The sequence below is a fragment of the Bradyrhizobium yuanmingense genome, from assembly GCF_900094575.1.
Taxonomy (GTDB): Bacteria; Pseudomonadota; Alphaproteobacteria; order Rhizobiales; family Xanthobacteraceae; genus Bradyrhizobium; species Bradyrhizobium yuanmingense.
The window spans coordinates 355,527-376,197 of sequence record NZ_FMAE01000008.1 but is presented as its reverse complement, the minus strand read 5'-3'; the positions used below and the strand labels follow the sequence as shown (position 1 = coordinate 376,197).

The 20,671-nt window shown below is 58.4% G+C and carries 15 protein-coding genes; 3 read left to right on the top strand and 12 right to left on the bottom strand.

The genetic code is table 11. The features are described from left to right. Nucleotides 1-2,427, top strand: a 2,427-nt coding sequence (locus tag GA0061099_RS29255; RefSeq protein ID WP_074448163.1) for a Calx-beta domain-containing protein, incomplete at its 5' end; no start/stop codon positions are given. Nucleotides 2,428-2,527: 100 nt separating this feature from the next. Here GA0061099_RS29255 and GA0061099_RS29250 read toward each other — a convergent pair. The 5 genes from GA0061099_RS29250 to GA0061099_RS29230 all read right to left on the bottom strand — a co-directional run bounded on the left by GA0061099_RS29250 (nt 2,528) and on the right by GA0061099_RS29230 (nt 7,178). Continuing rightward, entirely contained in the window at nt 2,528-3,358 is an 831-nt protein-coding gene (locus GA0061099_RS29250; RefSeq protein WP_036029206.1) for a formyl transferase, read from the bottom strand. After that, entirely contained in the window at nt 3,352-4,266 is a 915-nt protein-coding gene (locus GA0061099_RS29245; RefSeq protein WP_036029203.1) for a polysaccharide deacetylase family protein, read from the bottom strand. The genes GA0061099_RS29250 and GA0061099_RS29245 overlap by 7 nt, the downstream gene beginning before the upstream one ends. Before the next feature lie 6 nt (nt 4,267-4,272). Further along, entirely contained in the window at nt 4,273-5,346 is a 1,074-nt protein-coding gene (locus GA0061099_RS29240; RefSeq protein WP_081493014.1) for a glycosyltransferase family 2 protein, read from the bottom strand. A 337-nt stretch (nt 5,347-5,683) separates the two neighbouring features. Beyond that, the gene (locus GA0061099_RS40380) at nt 5,684-6,481 is read right to left on the bottom strand and encodes a hypothetical protein (protein WP_141697686.1); all 798 of its coding nucleotides are present in this window, start codon (nt 6,479-6,481) and stop codon (nt 5,684-5,686) included. Between the two features lie 94 nt (nt 6,482-6,575). Beyond that, nucleotides 6,576-7,178, bottom strand: a complete 603-nt coding sequence (locus tag GA0061099_RS29230) for a transglutaminase-like cysteine peptidase (protein ID WP_036029196.1) — start codon at nt 7,176-7,178, stop codon at nt 6,576-6,578. A gap of 339 nt (nt 7,179-7,517) precedes the next feature. Between GA0061099_RS29230 and GA0061099_RS40375 the strand changes: the two genes are divergently transcribed. Continuing rightward, entirely contained in the window at nt 7,518-7,910 is a 393-nt protein-coding gene (locus tag GA0061099_RS40375; RefSeq protein ID WP_141697685.1) for a hypothetical protein, read from the top strand. A gap of 313 nt (nt 7,911-8,223) precedes the next feature. Here the strand turns inward: GA0061099_RS40375 and GA0061099_RS29225 are convergent, their stop codons facing one another. The 5 genes from GA0061099_RS29225 to GA0061099_RS43165 form a co-directional block, all read right to left on the bottom strand. Then, on the bottom strand, nt 8,224-9,537 hold the full coding sequence (locus GA0061099_RS29225; protein WP_036029191.1) for an HlyD family type I secretion periplasmic adaptor subunit: 1,314 nt from the start codon (nt 9,535-9,537) through the stop codon (nt 8,224-8,226). After that, nucleotides 9,534-11,468: a type I secretion system permease/ATPase gene (locus GA0061099_RS29220; protein ID WP_225151498.1), complete on the bottom strand. Its 1,935-nt coding sequence runs from the start codon at nt 11,466-11,468 to the stop codon at nt 9,534-9,536. Before GA0061099_RS29220 ends, GA0061099_RS29225 begins: the two co-directional genes overlap by 4 nt. 93 nt (nt 11,469-11,561) lie before the next feature. Then, nucleotides 11,562-13,991, bottom strand: a complete 2,430-nt coding sequence (locus GA0061099_RS29215; RefSeq protein WP_225114267.1) for an Ig-like domain-containing protein — start codon at nt 13,989-13,991, stop codon at nt 11,562-11,564. A 771-nt stretch (nt 13,992-14,762) separates the two neighbouring features. Then, complete coding sequence (locus GA0061099_RS29210) at nt 14,763-15,779, bottom strand: aldo/keto reductase (protein WP_074448162.1); 1,017 nt, start codon at nt 15,777-15,779, stop codon at nt 14,763-14,765. Then, a complete protein-coding gene (locus GA0061099_RS43165; RefSeq protein WP_083235134.1) occupies nt 15,776-17,440 on the bottom strand; it encodes a GMC oxidoreductase in 1,665 nt (554 codons plus the stop codon). The genes GA0061099_RS29210 and GA0061099_RS43165 overlap by 4 nt, the downstream gene beginning before the upstream one ends. Before the next feature lie 754 nt (nt 17,441-18,194). Between GA0061099_RS43165 and GA0061099_RS29200 the strand changes: the two genes are divergently transcribed. After that, nucleotides 18,195-18,878, top strand: a complete 684-nt coding sequence (locus tag GA0061099_RS29200) for a class I SAM-dependent methyltransferase (RefSeq protein ID WP_057029397.1) — start codon at nt 18,195-18,197, stop codon at nt 18,876-18,878. 4 nt (nt 18,879-18,882) lie between these two features. On the opposite strand, the gene GA0061099_RS29195 is transcribed toward GA0061099_RS29200, so the two are convergent. Beyond that, the gene (locus tag GA0061099_RS29195; protein WP_036029184.1) at nt 18,883-19,608 is read right to left on the bottom strand and encodes a polysaccharide deacetylase family protein; all 726 of its coding nucleotides are present in this window, start codon (nt 19,606-19,608) and stop codon (nt 18,883-18,885) included. Next, on the bottom strand, nt 19,605-20,666 hold the full coding sequence (locus GA0061099_RS29190; RefSeq protein ID WP_225151542.1) for a glycosyltransferase family 4 protein: 1,062 nt from the start codon (nt 20,664-20,666) through the stop codon (nt 19,605-19,607). The genes GA0061099_RS29195 and GA0061099_RS29190 overlap by 4 nt, the downstream gene beginning before the upstream one ends. Between the last annotated feature and the right edge of the window lie 5 nt (nt 20,667-20,671).

Sequence of the window (20,671 nt, the reverse complement as noted above, 5' to 3'; positions counted from 1 at the left end):
TACAAGGCTCCGAGCGAGACGGGCACGCATATCGGCCACATCTGGTCGGCTACCGGCCAGGAGCTGGCGACGGTCATGTTTACCAACGAAGGCGCATCGGGCTGGCAGCAGCAGGCGCTCGCCACGCCCCTGACCATCCAGGCCGGCACGACCTACATCGTCTCCGTCAACATCAACAGCAACTACGTCTCCACCACGCAGGGCTTCGCCTCAGCCATCAGCAATGGTGGCCTGAACGCCCCAGTGGGTGCCGGCGTCTTCGACCTGTCCAAGGGCGCCTTCCCCACCAATGTCTATCAGAATGCAAACTATTTCCGCGACGTCGTGTTCGCTGCGGGCAACGTCATCTCACTACTTAGCAGTTCCACAGTCTATGTCAGTGAGACGGGAGGGATGGCTACCATCACCGTCGTACGCTCCGGCGACCTCCAATCTCAAGCAACCGTGGAGTACACGACGAACGAAATCGGCACCGGCGGCACAGCTACCGCGGGCGAGGACTTCATCCAGCCCACGTTTAATGGCCGGTCGAACACCGGTCAGGTCGTCTTCAACCCCGGAGAGAGCACCAAGAGCTTCACCATCTCAATTGTGAACGATCAGCTCACCGAGGGTAACGAGACGTTCGCGGTCGGGCTTCAGAATCCCGGTTCCGGTTCCCTCGGGACCCCGCGCACAGTGCTCGTGACCATCATCGACAACGACTCGCCCGTCGCGATCTCAATGGCGGACGCGGCGATAAGCGTTACCGAGAATACACAGACGGCAACGATTACGCTGCTGCGCAGCGGCAGCACCAGCCAAACAGCTACTGTCGGCTTCACGACAAGCAACGGCAGCGCCCTCGCGGGTTCCGACTACACCGCCTCGTCAGGCACGGTGACTTTCGCTGCTGGCCAGGTGACCCAGACGATCACGGTACCGATCCTCAATGATGCGACACCGGAGAATGATGAGACCTTCACGGTCACGTTGAGCAACCCGACCGGTGCCACTCTCGGCGCCGAGACAACGACGACTGTGAAAATCCTGGATAATGACAACCCCAATCTCGGCAATCTGGCGGGCGAGACGTACGTGACGGGACTGGGCCAGGGGTATGCCGGCGGGCCAACGGCGATCGATTGGACTCCAGACGGCCGCTACATGCTGATTGCCCAAAAGGACGGTGTGGTGCGTGTGGTGGACAACGGAGAACTTCGATCAACTCCGCTGATCGACATTTCGAGCGAGGTAAATGACGTCAATGATCGCGGACTGCTGGGTATCGCGGTGAACCCGAATTTCGCAACGAACCCCTATGTCTACCTGCTCTATACCTACGATCCACCCGAAACGGCGGGCCAGCCTGGCCTTGCCGGCCCCGATCAGGCCGGCAACCGACCGGCTCGCCTGGTGAGGGTTACCGTTGACCCAACCACAATGATTGCCGATCCGGCGAGCGAGGTAGTGCTGGTCGGAAAGAACAGCATCTGGGCCTATACGAGCCGTCCCGACGTAAACAGCACAGGCGATCCGAGCATCGCTCCTTCCGGCATCGTCAACGGCACCACGATCACAGCTCCGGCGAGCCAGATCGAGAGTGGATCGCAGGACAACGATCCGGACCGGACCGGCATCCAGAACCAAAACATTCGTGACTATCTGGCGACTGATAGCGATTCGCACGGCGTAGGCGCTGTTCATTTCGGCCCGGACGGTTATCTCTACCTCACCGTCGGCGATGGCGTGTCGTACAACTTCGTCGACCCCCGGGGAGTGCGCGTCCAAGACATCCACAATCTATCGGGCAAGTTGTTGCGGATCGATCCCGTTACAGGTGAGGGAGTGCCCGGCAATCCGTTCTATCAGGCAAGCGATCCAAACAGTAATGCGTCGAAGGTGTTCTACTACGGTGTTCGCAACGCGTACCGCTTCAGCTTCGATCCAGTTACCAATCTTCCTGTGCTCGGAGATGTGGGCTGGAATAGCTGGGAAGAGCTGAATACGGGGCCAGCCGGCTCGAACTTTGGATGGCCCTATCTCGAAGGCCCCGACAGGACCGGCAGCTACCAAAATCTCGCGCAGGCGATCACCTTCTATAACAATGGCAATCGGAACAATACGTCAGACCCGCCCGCCGTATTTCCGATCCTGTCTCTAAGCCATGGGGCCCCCGACAATGCCCACGTGATTACCGCGGGAGATTTCTATAATCAGAACACGATTTTTTTCGACGATGTCCAGAACGGAACGATCTTCGCTGCGACCTTGAACGCAAGCCGGCAGGTCACCAGCGTCCAATTGGTGGACAACGTACAAGGCATCGTCGACATGCAGAAGGGGCCCGACGGCTGGATGTACGGGGCCAATTTGATTGACGGCACTATCCGACGTTGGGTCGACCCCTCAGCGGGTACGGCGCTGGGGCTCGCAGCGTCGTCCTAGCAGGCGCCGGTCACCGCTTTCCCCATCGATGACGATCTGCTGGGGCGGCTTACGACTTCGGTCGATAAGGCGAGCTTTTGCACGATTGCCCGTCAGCGAACTACCTGTCGTTTTGACCAATGATCGAGATTTCGGCGATGGACGACCTCAGACGGGCGAGCCGGCGTCGCGCCACCAATTCCGGACCAATGGTCAAATCGGCTCCACGGTACTCGCGCCCAAGACTGAGATCTTGCGAAACTCCGCTCAAGGTGCCCGCCACATAGCGTTGAACCACTCGTACATACGCTTCGGCACCGACCATCACGGCTCGGCCAAAAATCCTATGCAAATCGTCCCCTGGTTCGTATCTCGAATGCACTGTCTCAAAGATCGGCCCGCTGTCGACGCCGGACGTGCATTCGTGAATGGTCGCACCGAGCATATCCAACTCGTCGTTGACTACAGGCCAAAAGCTGCACGCGGTTCCGCGATACTGGGGGCTAATACCTGTATGCAGATTGATGCAGATATCGGTTGCAGAGTCGAGGACCGCATTCTTCACGACCGCCGTGCCGTAAATAAGAATCGCATCGGGGCGTCTCTGCCGCAGGACTTCCAAGCTTGCGGTGCCGTTTATGCCCTCGACATAGACGATTCGATCAGATGCATAGAATGTTTGAGCCTTTTGCCCCAACAGACTTTCAAGTGACCGAGTCCGGGCCTCATCGTCTCGAATCATCTTGAGAAAGACAGCACGGGTTGCCTTTCCTAAGAAATGCACCAACCCCTTCCGTACGGCGCGCCGCAGTCTTGTTCTCCGTGCTGACCGGTCCACAATGATGCGGTCAATGGCGAGTCCAGCGCAAAGCATGTTTGCGACATAGCGATGTTCTGGGCCATCCCGCGTCAGAATCACTATTCTCTTTTGTTCGGGCTGCCCAGCTACCATAGCCAATCTCTCGCACACCGTAGTACAGGCATAATCCGGAGCTTGAACGGAATCTCTTCTGGCGCGGCGTTCCCCAGGCTAATCCGATAGAAAATGTCAGCCGCCGGTTTAAAGCGGTTGCTTTTCGCATGCACTAAAAAGATCGCCTTGTGATTACGCCGTGCGGCGCGCAGCGCACCTTCGGTCGCGTCCAATGCATTCCCATAGGGAATACTCAGGCATTGAACCGTTTGTCCCGATAACTTCTCCAGAAGCTCTCGGCTTTGCACGATCTCGGTCTCCAACTCGCTCGATGAAAGCGAACGAAAGAACGTGTGGCTCATCGAGTGGTTTCCTACTTCAATCCCTAAGCTCGCAAACCGCTTGATATCGGTGATATTAAGAAAAAGCTTCGATGTACGCCGGAGTTCCAATTCATTGGTGCCCATTGCGGTACACAGCTGCTGCTTCGCCTCGGCAATTTGCGCCTGAGTCCATTTTGAAATCACGTTGGCGATGAGCCTAGGGACTGATGTTGGTCCGGTTTCGTTGATGTTTAGGAGAGCTATCAGTTGCTGTTTACCGAGCACCACCGCTGCCAACGATAAGATATTATCCACTGGCAATCTGCTTCCGAGCAGCGTTGTCGGATTGACGAAGAACAGCGAAGGTGCATTTGCCGTTTTAAGGACAGTACTTGCGGTATCGAGAACTGAGCGATATGCGTCATCGAAGGTGATCAGCAAAGGTTTACGCGGCAGAGTGCCACTTACAAGGTCCGATCCGCTCACCACGTCAAAATGACGCGCGAAATACTTGACGTGCTTCTCAAAAACCTCTGGCCTTGTAACAACTCCAAGCTTGCTGGTTAACGGGTCTTCACGGTCCGCGATATGATGATAGACCACAATGGTAACGTCGCGCCGCATCAGTGGCTATCCCTGGCGCGAGCGGGATAACGCGTCCCCTAACGGACGTTCCACAGCCGCTACCTCCTCTGGCAGCTTGTTGCGCGGATTGCCGCGCGCGCTCCTCACGCCGACATTGCTCCAGCCATTCACCCAGCGTTGACGATGCTGCCAGACATAGCGCCAGTTTCGCGCCTTTTCACGCAGATCACTTCTGCCGGAGACCAGGCCGGCCGTTCCGTACGCAAGCAAGCGCAGGAGGGGGAGAAGCATGTACAGTGTCTTGCCTGCGAGAATCGTCGCAGCAGAATTGTGACGCCGCAGCAGCGTGATCCGGCCGGCAAGGACCTTGATGCGTTGCTCTGCTTGATCGGGCTCGGAAGACTGGCCGTAATGAATGATGGTAGCTGCAGGCGTGATGGTTGGGGATGCACCAAGCTTGCGCGCCCGGCGGCACAAGTCCGCTTCTTCACCGTACATGAAAAACTCGGGATCAAAGCCGTCAAGTTGCTTCCAAAGTTCGCGGTCTATGAGAAGAAAGCAGCCCGTGACAATGTCGACTGCACGAATGCTGTCACGCTTCCAACCACCGTATCCTTCGGGATTGAAAACCGAGCTGCTGCGCTTCAAGCTGGTCAGACCAGTAGCAAAACAGAAGATGCTCCATAAGGTGGCATCTCCCCAACAGGAGCCAGGATTCAAGCGGCCGTCAGACAGCACGGTGCGCCCGCCCCAGATCCCAAAGCGCGGATTCGCATCGGCGAACTCGTGCAGATGATCGATTGCGCGATTCAAGATCAGGGTGTCCGGGTTGAGCAGCAGAAACCGGCGTCCCCGCGCCCGCATCGCGGCGATGTTGTTGGCGCCGGCAAACCCAAGATTTTCTTGCGACGCGATGAGCTCGAGTTGAGGGAAGTTTGCGCGAATGGCTTCCGGAGATCCGTCTGTTGAAGCGTTATCGAAAACGATGACTTCGTAGAGTACTGTCGTTGTTTGTGCCAAGACAGATCGAATACATTCGAGCGTCATAGTGCGCGTGTTGTAGCTCACGATGATGATCGAAATGTCGGGCTCAGCGGCCCGATAAATTGCATCCGACATGGGATTCAGCCTCATGCGATACGTCAGGCCCCCTTCAATGTTCGACCGAACCCATCTTCGACAACCATCTTGCTCGAACGCGATTTGTCAGGCCCGTCCTTCCTGATGGTCGGCAAACCATCCGGAATTGGCTCATCAATGTGGTGAGTGCCTGGCGACCCGGCCCGGCCATGCTAAGTGCGCGCAGCCTTCCTCGTCTTCTGTATGGCATAACCGACTGGAACCCACGATTAAATATTTATATTGTTAAATTGGTTTAATTTGCAAGTTGTTATTTCCGGACGAGCGACCTTAATCCGAGAATGCAAGCCACGCGGGACCGGGGCAGGAAAATGGATCAGCGGATCCGAGGCTGAGGAAGCAAACTCCCCGGGACGAGCTGGCCATTGACGATGGTTGCACTCCTGACGTTTTCCCATTTGGTGATCGTCATTGTTCCGCCGCCCGCATTGTTAATCAGAAATGCGCCGTATAGGAACGGACCAACGAAATACACATCCTTAAGGGAAACAGTGACGTTCATGCCATCGGGATGCATTCGCAACCCGTAAGGTCCGCCCCAGAACAAGACGTTCTCAAAGCTAACTGAGCCCCCCAATCCATCAGCGTAGAAGAAACCGGCCGTTGCATTGGTGTTGTTGTAGGTCTTGAATGTTGTATTGCGAACCGTGATAGCGTTGGTTTTGCCAGGATCATAACACTGAAGCCCGTCTGCGTGATCGCCCGGCAAACCCTTGGTTTCGATGTAGACGCCATCAATGTTGATGCCGCCAATACCGTCGGAGCCAATACACCGGAATCCCTCGTTGGATCGAATGCGGGAATTTTTCAGAGTGCAATCCCCGCAAACGACCGAGCTTCCATCGTTGTTGTGATCCCAGGAACGATGCTCGACGACTTCACCGTTGCTGAAGAACTTCCCGTAACGGGTGTATGGCTCGGACGTATTTCCAGCAAAGCGGGGGTCATCAAATGAGAGTGGAGGAGCCGACGCAGGAGAAGGCAAACGCGAGGAGGCAGGACCTGGCGCTTGGCTGGAGGAAAGTGTTTGATCCGCCAGTGCGGAACCGGCGTAACACAAGCCGGCGGCTATTTGCGCCCAGCCAAAGCCTCGCCAACGCGATAATTTCTTCACAGATTTCCCCTTCAAATGATTGCGACCATGCGGATTGCGCGTTCACACCGCAGGCGATCTTAACCAGAGATATTTCATTGAATGGTTGTCGGGTTCATGCTCCCTTCCCTTCGATTCTCGCCCACAGAATGTGGCGTGGCATTTGTACCCGAACCCAGCGATAGTGAACGCGCGACCATGGTTTGATTTCGGGTGATAGATTGTCGAGAACGAAATCGCCATTTCGCGTGCGCACGAGAAGCACGAGGTGGTGCTCTCCGGAACTGACGACGACTTCGCTCAGTAGCAGGACTCGCGCAGGCCAGCCGCGCCGAAGCAATTCGTGGCGCTTGCTCACGGCGTAGTCATTGCAATCGCCGTGCTTCGGGTTGATGACCCATTCCTCGCCGGCAAGGCCGAGCTCGTTGCGCGCCGGCACGATGGCGAGATTGACCGCGCGATTGACCTCCTGCAGAGCCGCCCAGCGGTCCTCGGTCAGCCGGATCGGCCCACCGCGAAACGAGCGCGGCGGAAGACATTCCGCCTCGTAGCGCAGGCAGAACACCGTGTACGCAAGGGGCGGCAGCGTCGGGTTTCCCAGTTCAATGTGCTGCCCTGACCGCGGCGTCGCCGGCAAGGACATGCGCCCCGCCCCCGCCCATTGAACTCCTCCGAGCATGATAGCGACCGCCACGACGGAGCCGAAGGTTCGATACATCTGCCGATCCCCTCGCAAACGCAAAACTGAGGCTCGGATCCGCTGGCAGGCTGACACCGACAGTCCCGCGGCAACCATATTTCATCTTTAATTTATTTAATTTAATTGTCAATTAAATATAATCGGCAGGAAGAAATAATTCGTTTGCGCATTATTCAAGCAGATCGCCCCCGCAGACGCGTCCCGGCCCGGCCGCATCGCCGGCCACTATGAGCTGCTCGGCAGCGTTCAGAAATAAGGCGACGATTTAACGATTCCGACGAATTAATCGTTGATTCAATGCGCCCCCCGGCAGATCGTATTCCGAACGACCTCTCCGCCTCACAATCGAGATTGCACATGCCGGAAGAACTGCTCGTCATTTTGGGGGCTGAAGCCATCCTGCTTGTCTTCGTCACAGCGATGACTCTGCACAGCAAGCGAATGGATGTGCTGAGTGGGCTGCACCGCCGGGCAGCTAGCTGGTCCGCCGGCCAACACAGCAAGCCTGCGCCATACTCGGTCCGTGCGCGCGCAGGAGCTTTGCTGTCGGCGCTGACGACGTGGATCGATACTGCCAGGCTCACCCCAGCCAATCTTTGGCGGCTGCTCAGACACGCCCAATCAAGCCTGACGAAGGTGCGAAAGCTGTCCACCCTTGTGGCTCGTTCCTGGCGGCCAGAGCCCCCTCAAGCCACGCCGTCCACCTCCAGCCGCATTGCAGGGGCTCGTCGTCAGCTCGGTGCTCGTTGATGCGGCCAACGTTGCGGTCTACCCCGCATCGACTCGATCAATCTCGCGGCGCAATCTTGAGCTCCGGGCGGTCGAAGCCAAACGATAGGCTTCGGATGCAATGCGACGAGCGGCGAGCCATCCGCAGCGAGCAGCTCTCCTCGGTGTTCACTCAGCTCACGGCACGCCTGCAAGCCCGTCGTTATCTTTTCATTTGGGCTTCTTTTTCGTCTTGAACATCAATGTTGTTCGCAGCAATGGACAAACTCTTGAGATTCCTCTCAGCCCCGAGTGCGGGTCCACTCGGGGCTGTGTCATTTCAAATCCAAAGGGCTCAGCGCTCTTTGAATGCGCGCTGCGCCTGATCGTGTAGCGGCTTGAGCAGGTAGGACAACGCGGTCCGCCCTGCCGTCTTGATGAAGACCTCGACAGGCATGCCGGGCAGCAACTTGGCCGAGCCGAGCTTCACCAGCTCTTCCGTCTTCAGCAAGACGCGGCCTGTGTAGTAACTCGTGCCGGCACGCTGATCCTGCGTGATGTCCGCCGAGACCATGCTGACCTCGCCGTCGATTTCGGGCGTGGTCTTCTGGTTGAACGCTGCGAAGCGCATTGTAGCGGTCTGCCCCACGTAGACCTGATCGATATCCTTCGGTGCGATCTTGACTTCGACCGCGAGCGAGTCCGCGTCAGGAACGATCAGCATGATTTGCTCGCCCGGAGAGATCACCCCCCCGACCGTGTGGACGCTGAGCTCGTGGACGCGACCGGATTGTGGCGCCCGGATATCGACCCGATTCAACTGATCCACCGCCGCAGTCTTGCGTTCGCCCAGCTCGGAGAGTTTCGAGCGGGTTTCGATCAGGTCCTTGCCGACCTCGGTACGGAGGTCCTGGTCGATCTGAATGATCTGGAGTCCGATTTCGGAGATCTTGCCCTTCGACTGAGCGATCATTCCTGCGAGCTGGCTGCGCTCGCCCTCGATGCGGGCGGAGTCGCGCTCGAGGGAATTGAGCCGGGTGATCGGCACCAGGTTCTTCTGCCAGAGGCTGCGCACGCCCTCCAGCTCCTGTCGGATGAACTCCACTTCCTTCTGCTTGGCCTCCGTCTGCCCCATATAGCCCTTGATTTCGTTCTCCAACTGCGCGCTCTTCTCCTGCAACTGCGCTTTTTGGCCGCTCCTCGCCTGACGACGCAGGTCGAACAGCTTCCGCTCCGCGGCGATTGCACGGCTTGCCTCGGAGTTGCTCTCTTTGGCCCGGTCGAGCAGTACCTTTGGAAACACGACCTGCTCGGCACTATCGCGCTCGGCCTCGAGACGGGCCTGCCGTGCCAGCAATTCGTCGATGCTATTCGTGACGATCGTCGCATTCGCGAGCGTCTGCGTCTCGTCGAGGCGGATCAGAATGTCGCCTGCATTGACCCGATCGCCCTGGCGCACGCGCAACTCTCCGACGATTCCACCCGTGGCGTGCTGGACCTTCTTGACGCTCGAATCCACCACGACCACGCCCTGCGCGATCACCGCGCCCGACAATTGGGAAGTCGTCGCCCAGCCGCCGACCCCAAAAGTCACCAAGGCGAACATGATCATTCCGACGATCATGTAACGTTGGATGGACTGCAACGCCGGCGCTATCTGATCGTTCATCGGCCGCCTCCTTGAGCTTCTGCGACGACCTTCAGCGGCACCGGGGTCCGCAGCACTCTCTTGAGTACCTCCTCTCGCTTGCCGAAGGACTGAACTCTGCCTTCGCCGAGGCACAATACATGGTCCACACCTTCCAGCGCCTTCGGCCGATGAGCGACAACGGCCACAATCCCTCCGCGGCGTCGCACGTTCAGGATCGCCTCTGTCAGAGCCTCCTCGCCCTCCGCATCGAGATTGGAAGATGGTTCGTCAAGCACGACCAGGAAGGGTTTGCCGTAAAAAGCGCGCGCAAGCGCGATACGCTGCCGCTGCCCCGCCGACAGCGCCAGCCCTCCCTCGCCGATCTTCGTGCTGTACCCGTCCGGCAGTGAGAGGACGAGATCATGCGCGCCCGCGGCGCGGGCGGCTTCCAGAACAGCGGCGGCGGTTGCGTTCGGGTCGAAGCGTGCAATGTTCATCGCAATGCTGCCGTCGAACAATTCTACGTCTTGGGGCAGATAACCGATGTGCTTGCCGAGGTCGTCCGAAGACCAATGATCGAGGGCGGCGTTGTCGAGCCGGATCCTGCCTCGAATGCACGGCCACACGCCAACCAGCGCACGCGCCAGCGTCGACTTGCCGGATCCGCTCGGACCGATGATTCCGACCGCCTGCCCACTCCGCAGCTGGAATGACACTTCGCTGAGAGTGGGTCTCTCGGAGTTCGGAGCACTGATATAGAGGTTCTCGGCGCTAAGGGTTTCCACAGGCGCAGGCAATGCCAACCGCTCCTCCTCCTGAGGAAGAAGTTTCAGCAAGTAATCGAGCCGTTGTCCCGATTGGCGCGCCGCGACGAACCCCTTCCAGTTCGCAATTGCCATTTCGACAGGCGCAAGGGCCCTCGCGGTGAGGATCGACCCGGCAATGATGATGCCGGCCGTCGATTCCTGGTTGATGACGAGGACGGCGCCAACGGCAAGAACCAGCGATTGCAAGATCGCGCGGAAAATCTTCGAGGCACCACCGAGTCCGTTTGCGACATCGCTGGCCCGTTCATGGGCTGCGAGGTACTTTGCATTGGCATCCTGCCAACGCAAAGCCGCTTGTTGCCGCATACCCATGGCCTGCAGAACTTCGGCATTGCGCCGTCCCTCGAGCGCGAGGGCAGTTCGCGAAATGGCAAGACGCGAGCTCGCCTTTGCCGGACCTCGGGTACGCGTTTCCGTGAGCATCGTAATGCCCACCAGCACCAACGCACCAGCCAGCGCAGTGATGCCAATCCAGAAGTGAAAGAGGAAGCAGACGCCGAGATAGATCGGCATCCAGGGCAGATCGAAGAGCGCCGTCGGCCCGCCGCTCGACAGGAAGCTGCGGACCTGATCGAGGTCCCGCACCGGCTGCAGGCCATCGCCATCCGCTCTGGTCTTCAAAGGCAGGCGAACAAGAGCCTCGAAGATGCGAACCCCGAGACTTTCATCGAAATACCGGCCCACCCGGGCGCTGATCCTGCTCCTGACGAAGTCGAGCCCGCCCTGAAACAGGTAGAGCACCGTTGCCAGAGCCAACAGAGCGACAAGAGTCGGTATACTGCGTCCGGGCAGCACCCGATCATAGACTTGCAGCATGAAGAACGAGCCGGTGAGCATGAGAAGGTTGCTCATGCCGCTGAATGCCGCTAGCGCCCAGAAGATCCGGCGGCAAGACCGCAGGAACGCCGACAACTCTGACTGCGACTCGTCATAGTGATCCACTGGCCGGGGTCGACCAGCGAATATCCGTGACCGCAGCACTTCGATCAGGCCCTTTGCCCAGCCGATCAGTTGCGGCGTCTGCAGTTGAGCGTTTTCCGCCCACTGCCGTCCGGCTGACCAGAGTCCTGATATGTGAAGAAATGGAATTCGATAGAGATTTGCGGGCGGGGGGAATACCCCCCGCCGTCCAAAGTCAATCATGGCTTCTGCCCCTGAAACGCGCCTTTGTTGGAAGATCCCTCAAGAGATCCCCCAAGGCAGTTGTTGAAGATTGCTCTCTGTGGATGCCGTCCCCTACGCGAAGTGGAAGTCGTTGCTGGTCAACGAGCCGAGCTTGGCGTTCTTCAGCGTGAGCGTATCGCTCCCCGTCGCGATCACGACATCGGTGCCGGACTGGGTCGCGTGGGAAAGAACGCTGGCAAAACTGTCGAACACACTCTTGCTGAACTCGATCGTGTCGTGAGCAGGTCCGCGGGCAACGAAGCCCTTGATGACGTCGTTGCCGAAGTTCGCGCCAAACACGAAAGTATCGGCCTGGCTGCTGCCAACGAAGGTGTCATCGCCGGAAGTGCTGGTCAGGGTCGTGTTGCCCGGCGAAGCGATGAACGTACTGCCCGCAATAGCCGCGTTGCTACCGGTTGCAGTGGATGACGTAGCTACGCTGGACGTACCGATCTGCCCGTCACTGTTCAGGTCCTGATGGAAGCTGGTCTCCAGCGTCTTGAGGCCAGAGTCCGTACCCGACACCGAGCCACCGTCCGTGGAGCCGGTCAGGGAGCTGACATGAGACACGTAGTTGCCGTTATTGTCGGTATTCCACGCCGTGTACTGACCGGTGCTCGTCTCCTTCCAGGCAACTTGATAGCCCGTCGCCGTCTTCTCCGCTCCAATGGGAGTCCAGGTGCCATCGGACCCGCCCACGAAATCCACGCCGTCATCCTTTAGTGTCGGGCCAGTGCCGGTGCTGCCGTTGAGGTAGTATTTGCCGCCACTCTCAACGAGACTTGTCACACCAGCCGATTCGACGACCTTGCCAGTCGTCGGGGTTGGCGACGTCGGGATGGTCGCAGTGGAAGTACCTACCTGCCCGTCACCGTTCAGATCCTGATGGAAGCTCGTCTCGAGCGACTTAAGGCCAGAGTCAGTACCCGACACCGAGCCACCGTCTGTGGAGCCGGTCAGGGAGCTGACATGGGACACGTAGTTGCCGTTATTGTCGGTGTTCCACGCCGTGTACTGACCCGTGCTCGTCTCCTTCCACGCAACCACATAGCCCGTCGCCGTCTTCTCCGCACCGATGGGAGTCCAGGTGCCATCCGACCCCTTCACAAACTGCACACCGTTGTCCTTCAGCGTGGGGCCCGATCCGGTGCTGCCATTGAGGTAATATTTGCCGCCGCTCTCAACGAGAGTTGTCGCGCCAGCTGACTCGACCACCGTGCCGGCAGTCGGCGACGTCGGTGACGTCGGCGAGGTCGGTGTGGCTGGCGCCGAGGTGCCGGTGATGCTGGCGGTGAACGCAGTGGACGCCGGGCCGGTATTGCCTGCTGCATCCGTTGCCGTCGCGGTAAGGCTGTGCGAACCGGCCGCAAGGGCGCTGGTTGTATAGCTCCACCCGCCGGTGCTGTTGGCAGTCGCGGTCCCGATCTGGGTCGTGCCGTCGAACACCTTCACGACGCTGCTCGCTTCGGCACTGCCCGACATCACCACCTGATTGGCGGTGTTCACGGTATGGCTGGCAATGGTCGGCGCAGTCGGAGCCTTGGTATCGATAGTGATTGCCAACGCAGACGACGCCGCGCTGGTCTGACCCGACGAGCTGGTCGCCGTTGCGGTCAGCGTATGTTTGGCGTCGGTCAGGATCTTGGTGATGTAGTCCCAACTGCCGCTCGAGTCCGTAGTCGTCGAACCAATTTGGGTCGTACCGTCGTAGATCTTGACCGTGCTGCCGGCAGCCGCGGTGCCCTTGAGCTCGATGGTATTGTCGTTGGTAATCTTGTCGCCAGCGGTGCCGCTGTCGGTCGAGAACGACGCGATAGTCGGAGCATCCGGCACGGTCGGCGTGCTGGGTGCGGTCGGTCCTTCAACCGGAAGCGGAGGCGGGATAAGGTCGCCCGGGATGAGTTGACCGTCCACGATCGTTGCGTAGCGAACATTCTCCCATTGCGTGATGTGTATGTTCGCATTGACCTCCTCCAACCAAAGCGCGCCATACGCAAATGGCCCCACAAAATACACGTCCTTGAGGGCGAGGTAGTCATCGTGACCGGCTCCTGCGTCCGCGGCAATGCGCAGACCAAATGGGCCACCGTCGAACACCACGTTATTGAAAGTGAACGTTCCGCTATAACCATCTGCGATGAACAGCCCAGCAGTGGCATTCTGGTCGTGCGATACAATCGTCGAGTTTGTAATGGTCAGATTCCCGGTGGCGCCGGGAGCATAGGCCTGAATTCCGTCGGCGTGATCGCCCGACAGTCCCGTTGTCTCGATGTACGTATTGTTGATGGTGACATCACCGCTGCCCCCAATGCGCACGCCTTCCCTTGAAGAAATACGGACGTCGTCGATGGTGAACGAGCCGCTCCCTCCGACGGCGACAGTGTCGCTCTGGTCGGAAATGCTCACACCCGAAATCGTCTCTCCATTTCCAAGCCAGACCGTCCCCGAATTGGTCTGGTCGCTAAACATCGGATCATTCCATGTCAGAGGAATGGATGCCATCTAGTTTTCTCCTGTTAATTTCAATCTGGTTTGCCCCTGGCACGCGCCCAATTGTTTCCCCAAGCGACGCGACCCCAAGTGCGACTCTGCTGGCGCAGCGCCGTTGGGGTGCGTCTTCCCGGCGGGTGGAGGCTTTTTTGCGACGACACGACGGCTCACCCAAGGTAATTTCCTGAGCTACCCTAGACACATTCGCATCGCGCGAATTAAATGCCGGAAATTTCTTCAGTCCGATCAACCACTCGTGCACCGCATTGAACGAGGGCCACACAGAGCGGTCGAAGATATACAAAAGTATGCCGGAATCGATGTTACGCCTTCGCCACTAGACAACAGCTTACCAAGTGTCGTCGACGGCGCCACAGCAGAAAACCAATTAAATATTTTGATCCACAAGATTATCCGCCGCCAAACACGACATAATTTTTGTCCGGACAATCAAGAGCGCGAGCGTCGGGCAAGAGCATTTGAGCACACATCGCGCTGCGAACAATCCGAACCCATATTGCCCGGTTCAGGTAATGGCCCATCCAGCGCCATCCAAAAACCCCAAGCAAAGCAAATACCGTTGCGGACACACCATTCAGATCGAGAGTTACGAGCGCGCGCCGATTATCCTGATCGTTGATGTCCCCCGAGCCCAGCACACAGTCACCCGCTTCCCCGGCAGGGTCGCAACAAGATGTTCGATCAGGTCCTGCCGACGACCTGACCATACTCCGCCGCGTCTGACTGATGCAAAGTCAAGCCACCGTCGTCGGTCTGCACCGATCAGAAACTCAGATCTCGAAAGCTCGCGTCAAGAAATTCGGCAACATGCTTTCTCGCCAATAATGCGTTCAAACCCGCGATCTGCTTCTCGTCGATAGCTCGACTGCTGACAGATCTCACGTTTGCCACAACATTCGACGGATTGGATGAGAAAAAGATGACGATCCCGTTTGGATTTGCATTCAGCGCATGGGCCAGCAGTAGATGAGCCAGTTCTGTCGAATCACGTGGATCTACCTGCGTCAGCGAACGCCATTCAGCCGCCATCCGCTCATCGGACAACAATCGATCAAGCAGTATTTTAAATCGGCTGGTAAGAGACGAATGCGTAATCACGAGGCGGTTAGTTGCCGGAACTTTCCTGACGTTCATATTCCAGATGGCATTTGGAATCTGCACAACGTCGAACAGCGCTGCATGTCTTTGGAGGATGGACACCGTCTCCTCTATGCCTGTCGCTATGCCAATGGCGCGAACCTTCCCTTCACGCTTGAGATCATCGAGAAGACGGATCAGGTCCGTTTCCTCTACGTCGGCAGCGCTGCACTCGTGCAGGAGTAGAATATCGAGATAGTCTGTACGCAATTCCTTGAGACTAGTCTCGACACTTTTTCGGAACTCCACGAGACCAAAGGCTCCGAAACGCGGCAGATAGTTGGACGGCACAGGCAGGTAATTCTTTGAGCTTGGCGCGACATTGTGCAGAAGACGAATGCTACGACCCATTGCGCGGACATGAAGTGCATGACTTTGTGGGACAATGCCCGCCTTGCTTGCCAGAACCAGGCGCTCCCGCTTTCGCGCCGCCAACTCTCCCAGAATGCCCTCTGCGCGACCGGCGCCATACATTCGCGCAGTATCAAAATATGTGACCCCACAATCCATAGCTGCTTCGAGCAACTTAAGAGCCTCACGGCGGGTTCGTCGCTTGCTCAACAGTGCGCCGGATCCAAAACCTAGGGGGAGCATGTTTCGCGGAAGGATTTCTCGAAACGGCGCGGCAGCAGCCACCGTCATGACGCGCCTCCGGCTAGTCCGAATGCAGCTTCTCGCTTTGTTTGGGCGACGGTGCTCACCGCATGATGGCATGCGCGCGCGGTCAGAGCGAGAATGGTCAACGTGGGATTCTGCGTGCCCTGGGACGGGAAACAGGCACCATCCGTAACGTACAATCCCTGTGCGTCCCAGCACTGGTTATTTGGATCGAGCACGGAAGTCGCGGGGTCGATACCCATCCGGGCGGTCCCGCATTCATGAATCGCGGAGCCAGGCGGGGCCGGCCGTTCATTAACGCGGCTCAACGTCACGCCAGCTGTTGCGGCGATCTCGCGTATGGCAGCTGCCTGATCGCGGGCACGCGCCAAATCCGCTTCGCTATAGCGGCAGTCGATATGCAATACGGGGATTCCCCATATATCCCGTCGTGTAGGATGCAGCATTACTCGGTTTTCGGCACGAGGAAGCATTTCACCGAAGCTAACCGCAGTAAAATGGGAACGCCCGTGCCCTCCTGGAAATTGATACAACTGCACGCCAAAACCTCGCCCGCCGAGGGGCGCGGGCCCGTCGCGCGCATCGAAGCGTGGAAGGTAAATCGCGCACCCATCTTCGAGCACTGGGCTGGGCTTCAGCGGCGCACCTCCACCCCACCCAGTTACGACAATATGGTCCATCAAGTAGCGCCCCAGCGCGTCAGATCCTGCACCGAGCCCCTGGCCCCCTTTGGATGAACGCGAAAGCAAGAGTATTCGTGTCGACTCTAACGAGGACGCGCACAGAAAGACCAACGGAGCGCAAGCACGTACGTCGGTTCCACTTTGTTGATCGAACCAGACTACGCCGCGTACGCGACCTGATCGATCAACATCGATTTGCCGTACGACTGCGCCCTCACGGCATCGAAGGCGCCCTGTAAGAGCAGCAGTTTCCAAGGCATCCAGCGGTGCGGCAAAGCGCGTGAGCATCGGCCGCGAGTGAGGCCACCGTGCGCGGATCGCTGCCATCAGCGCGAACTGATTCAGTGAAGGTTCAAGTTCTCGCGAGAGGTGACTGTCAGGCTGCCATGGTACGCCATCCATGGCACCGGCAAGCGCTAGCCGTCGCTCGACCATCGAATACCAGGGGTCCAACTCACCCGGCTCTAGCGGCCAAGGCGCGCTCAATCCATCGCACGGCGCAAGGTCGGAGGAGTTCAGCCGATAGTATTGCCGGCCGTGCCCTGGAAGGCCCACGCGTCCGCCGAGCGTTCGCGCGCGTATCCAGACAAAAGGTTGGCTCCGTGGCGTCACGTAAGGCAGATCATGATCGTCTACAAACGAGTCCGGTGCTCGGCCCCAGATGCTGCAGCGAGATTGGATGGGCTGGCGCAACATGCCGAGGCCTCTCAAGGCCATCTTGCCAAAGGGAACAACCGCAGGAGGGAGCAACCGAAGTGTCGCAGGGTCCGCGAGCCTACGGCTCATCCTGGCTATAGCTCGGCGCATCCCAGTCGTTCGCGGCGAATTCTGCCAGCCGGCCTCAAGCACAAGCACGCGCAGGCCAGCCTCGGCGAGTAAGAGCGCCGCCAATCCTCCGGCGGCTCCCCCGCCGATCACGATCGCATCCTGCGCTCCCGGGCGCCGCAACTCCTCAATCGTCGTGGTACCTAATACGCCTGAAAGCGCCGGCCCGATCTGCATGACAACTCCCTTCAAGCGAAAATTGGTCGGGGGCTAGCATGCCAAGCGGACAGCGATGGGCCACCAGCTGTAAACAGCAACTTAAGACAAATCCGTCGACCAACCCGGTAACCGAGCGCTCCGGGTTTAACGCTTAGGCGCAACCGCCCTGGCAATGCATGCAATGAAAGGGAAATTATCGCTTCCGCAAAACCATCACTCATGGCTTTGATTTTCTGTCACAAATTGCAAAAACGAATAATGATAGGCGCAGTTAAATACATCCGTCAACTGTTAATAGGCATTTAATTTCTGCATTGCACAAGCCAACCCATTTCTCCGAATATTCGGAGTGTGTAGCTCCTGCCAAAAGCACTACCTTCTCGCGGACAATACTCCCGGCCGGCTTTCAGCTAGAAACAATGCTTTAGACCCGATCCGCGGCAACGGAAGACCCGATGTGGCAGCGTCCAGCCACTACCTGATGATGCCCGCGCGTTGGCAGCGGGGCGAGTTATTGGGACGTGCTGTGATTCTGCGGGGGGTGGTACTCTCGATCCGATCACGGAACGATAGGAGCGCAAGACATTTGCGGGAATCGTTCCTTGGCGGCTCACGGACAAAGGTCCGAGATGCGCAGGCGAATTGACCGGGCGAAGCTCACCTCACAGGTACTATGAAATCTGCAGTTCTCGCCCGCCGTACACTCTTGATCTGTCGATAACTTCACCTGTATTAAACTATCTGACGTCGAATACGCGTTGGCAGGTTGGGAATGCTTGCAGCACTTCACTACCACGCATGGCGCCGGGTGCGCGCCGCGTACTATGCCTTCGGATTGGCCCGGCTGCCTTTTGGCGACGCGCTGGGGCGTGCCGTTAGCGAGTGGGAGACTGCGCAGGGGTTCGGTGACAGCCCAAAAGCGAAATCCACTTGGGACGCCGAGTACAGCGATGGCCTCTGGACCTACATGCAGCGCGAAGTAGCTCGCTACTGGACACTCATTGGTTTCATGGACGCTTTTAGACGTGGCGGCGAGTACCTCGAGATCGGCTGCGGAGACGGCATGCTATTCGAGCGCTTCAAGCAGCTTGGATATGAACGCTATGTCGGAGTGGACATCTCTGACGTGGCAATCGAGAAGCTCCGTCTGTACAACGACGATCGCACTGACTTTTCTCAGGCTGACGGCGACGTGTACGAGCCCGACGGCCGTTTCGATGTCATCGTCTTCAACGAGTCTCTTTTCTATTTGCGCGACCCCGTTCGGTCGCTCGAGCGTTACGCGCAATCACTCAAACCGGGAGGCTGCATCATCGTCTCGAACTACACCGCATCGCGGCGATCACTGGCAGTGTTGCGGGAGGCAAAACGAGCATTCGAGGTGATCGACGAGGCCAAGACGACTCAACGGGCGATGTCCTGGCTTTGCACAGCACTGAAACCGCCCAAATACTAAAGCGCTAGTGATACCGCAAGCGCATGAGTTGGCGATAGAGCCCGAGCTTTGTGCTGATTTTCCAGGAAACGCCGCGCATCGCATCCGGATCGCGCAAGTGGCGGCGCATGTACTCAGCATCCATGTTGTTCGTCATACAAAGGCGGGAGTACAAAAAAGATTCGAAGCCGCGATGATATCCAAGCTGGATTGTAAAGAGGTGTGTGTAGCCAGCCCTCAGCGCCGCCTCCCAGACCCGTCGGGAAAACCGTCCATATGGGAAAGCGAAGAGAGCTACCTGTCGACCGAGGCGATCCTCGAGCATCGACTTGGACACACCGAGCTCGCGCTCGAGCTCTGCGTCCGAGACGGTCGTCAAATCGACGTGGGCCATGCCATGTGAACCGATCGCAACACCCCCCTTGGCAAGCTCCTCGATCATGTCCCAACTCATACGTCCCGGCGAGCCTACAAAGTCTACCGGGATAAAGGACATGAAACCCGGAATACGACCGGTCGTCATGTAACGAGCGTAGACATGCGTATAGTCCGAAATAAATCCATCGTCGAAAGTCAACAGGACCGCGCCGGTGCCGTGGGATGTCGGATCGCAGCAATGCTCCAGAAAATTCTGGGGCGAGACCAGCGCTTCCCCGCAAAGTGCGAGATGCACTTCGAACGCCTCATGAGTCAGGCACCACGCGTTCGAAGGCGAGGCTTCCACCAGCTCATGATAATTCAAGACGATCATAGAGTTTCTATCAGATCTGAAACCCGCCGGGCCCAAGCCTGCCAGTTCAATCGGGCCTCGAAGGCGTCGCGGCTCGATTGTCTCAGGCGTGCCAGCCGATCCTGGTTAGCAAAGGTCTCGAAGATGACCGCCGCATAGTCCGCCTTCGTCGCGTTCGGTGGCAACAACAAGCCCGTCTCCCCGTTGCGGACGACGCAGGGGACGCCGCCAGTGGCCGGCGCAATGCTCGGTACTCCATGGGCCGCGGCTTCACAGAACACGATTCCATAGCAATCCGCCCGGGTCGGCAGCAGAAATAGATCCGCGTCCCGATAGAGTTGATCCAATCGGTTGCGCTGTTCGCGATCACACTTGTCGAGATAAGGGATGATCGTCAGGCCATCCTGAGCAACTGACTTCGACGGAGTACATCCGCAGATCACGAGCTCCGCCTCCATGCCCCTCTTCCTCAGTTCAGCGAGGACGCCGACCGCGATGTCAGCGCCCTTCTCCTCCCAGTTGGCGCCGATGAAGAGCAGACGGCAGGGACCCGGCTTGCGGCAACCTAGCACGGAGGCACGATCCGGCGCTTCTTCAAGGTTGGCGCCCCAAGGAATGACATGCACCCGGCTACGGTCGGCACCGTAGTCCCTGATGGCAGATTCGGCTGCCCATTCCGAAGGGTAGAGGATCAGATCCGCGCGCGCGATCGTGTCCCGCTCCACGCGTTCAGCGACGTCCCGAGCACCTCGCGACAAGTTTCGATAGTTAGGATGGTAGTTCTCAATGAGCCGAAAGGTCGCGTCGGACGCATAGACGAGCGGAACGCCGTTAGGCACACTCCATGCAAAGGTAGAGCCGGCCGGCGCGAAGACGATATCGGGCGACACCGCTCGGATTTTACGCGCTGAGTCCGCTGCATACTGTGCAACGACCGCCCCCGCATGCAACGGGGAACGGCCGCGCCTGCGAAAGGCACGGCAAAGCCTGGAATACGTCTTGTATAGGGGCAGTATCGGTGCGCTCAACGGACCGATATGGACCAACTCGTGACCTTCACCTGCGAGCGATCTCGACATGTGAA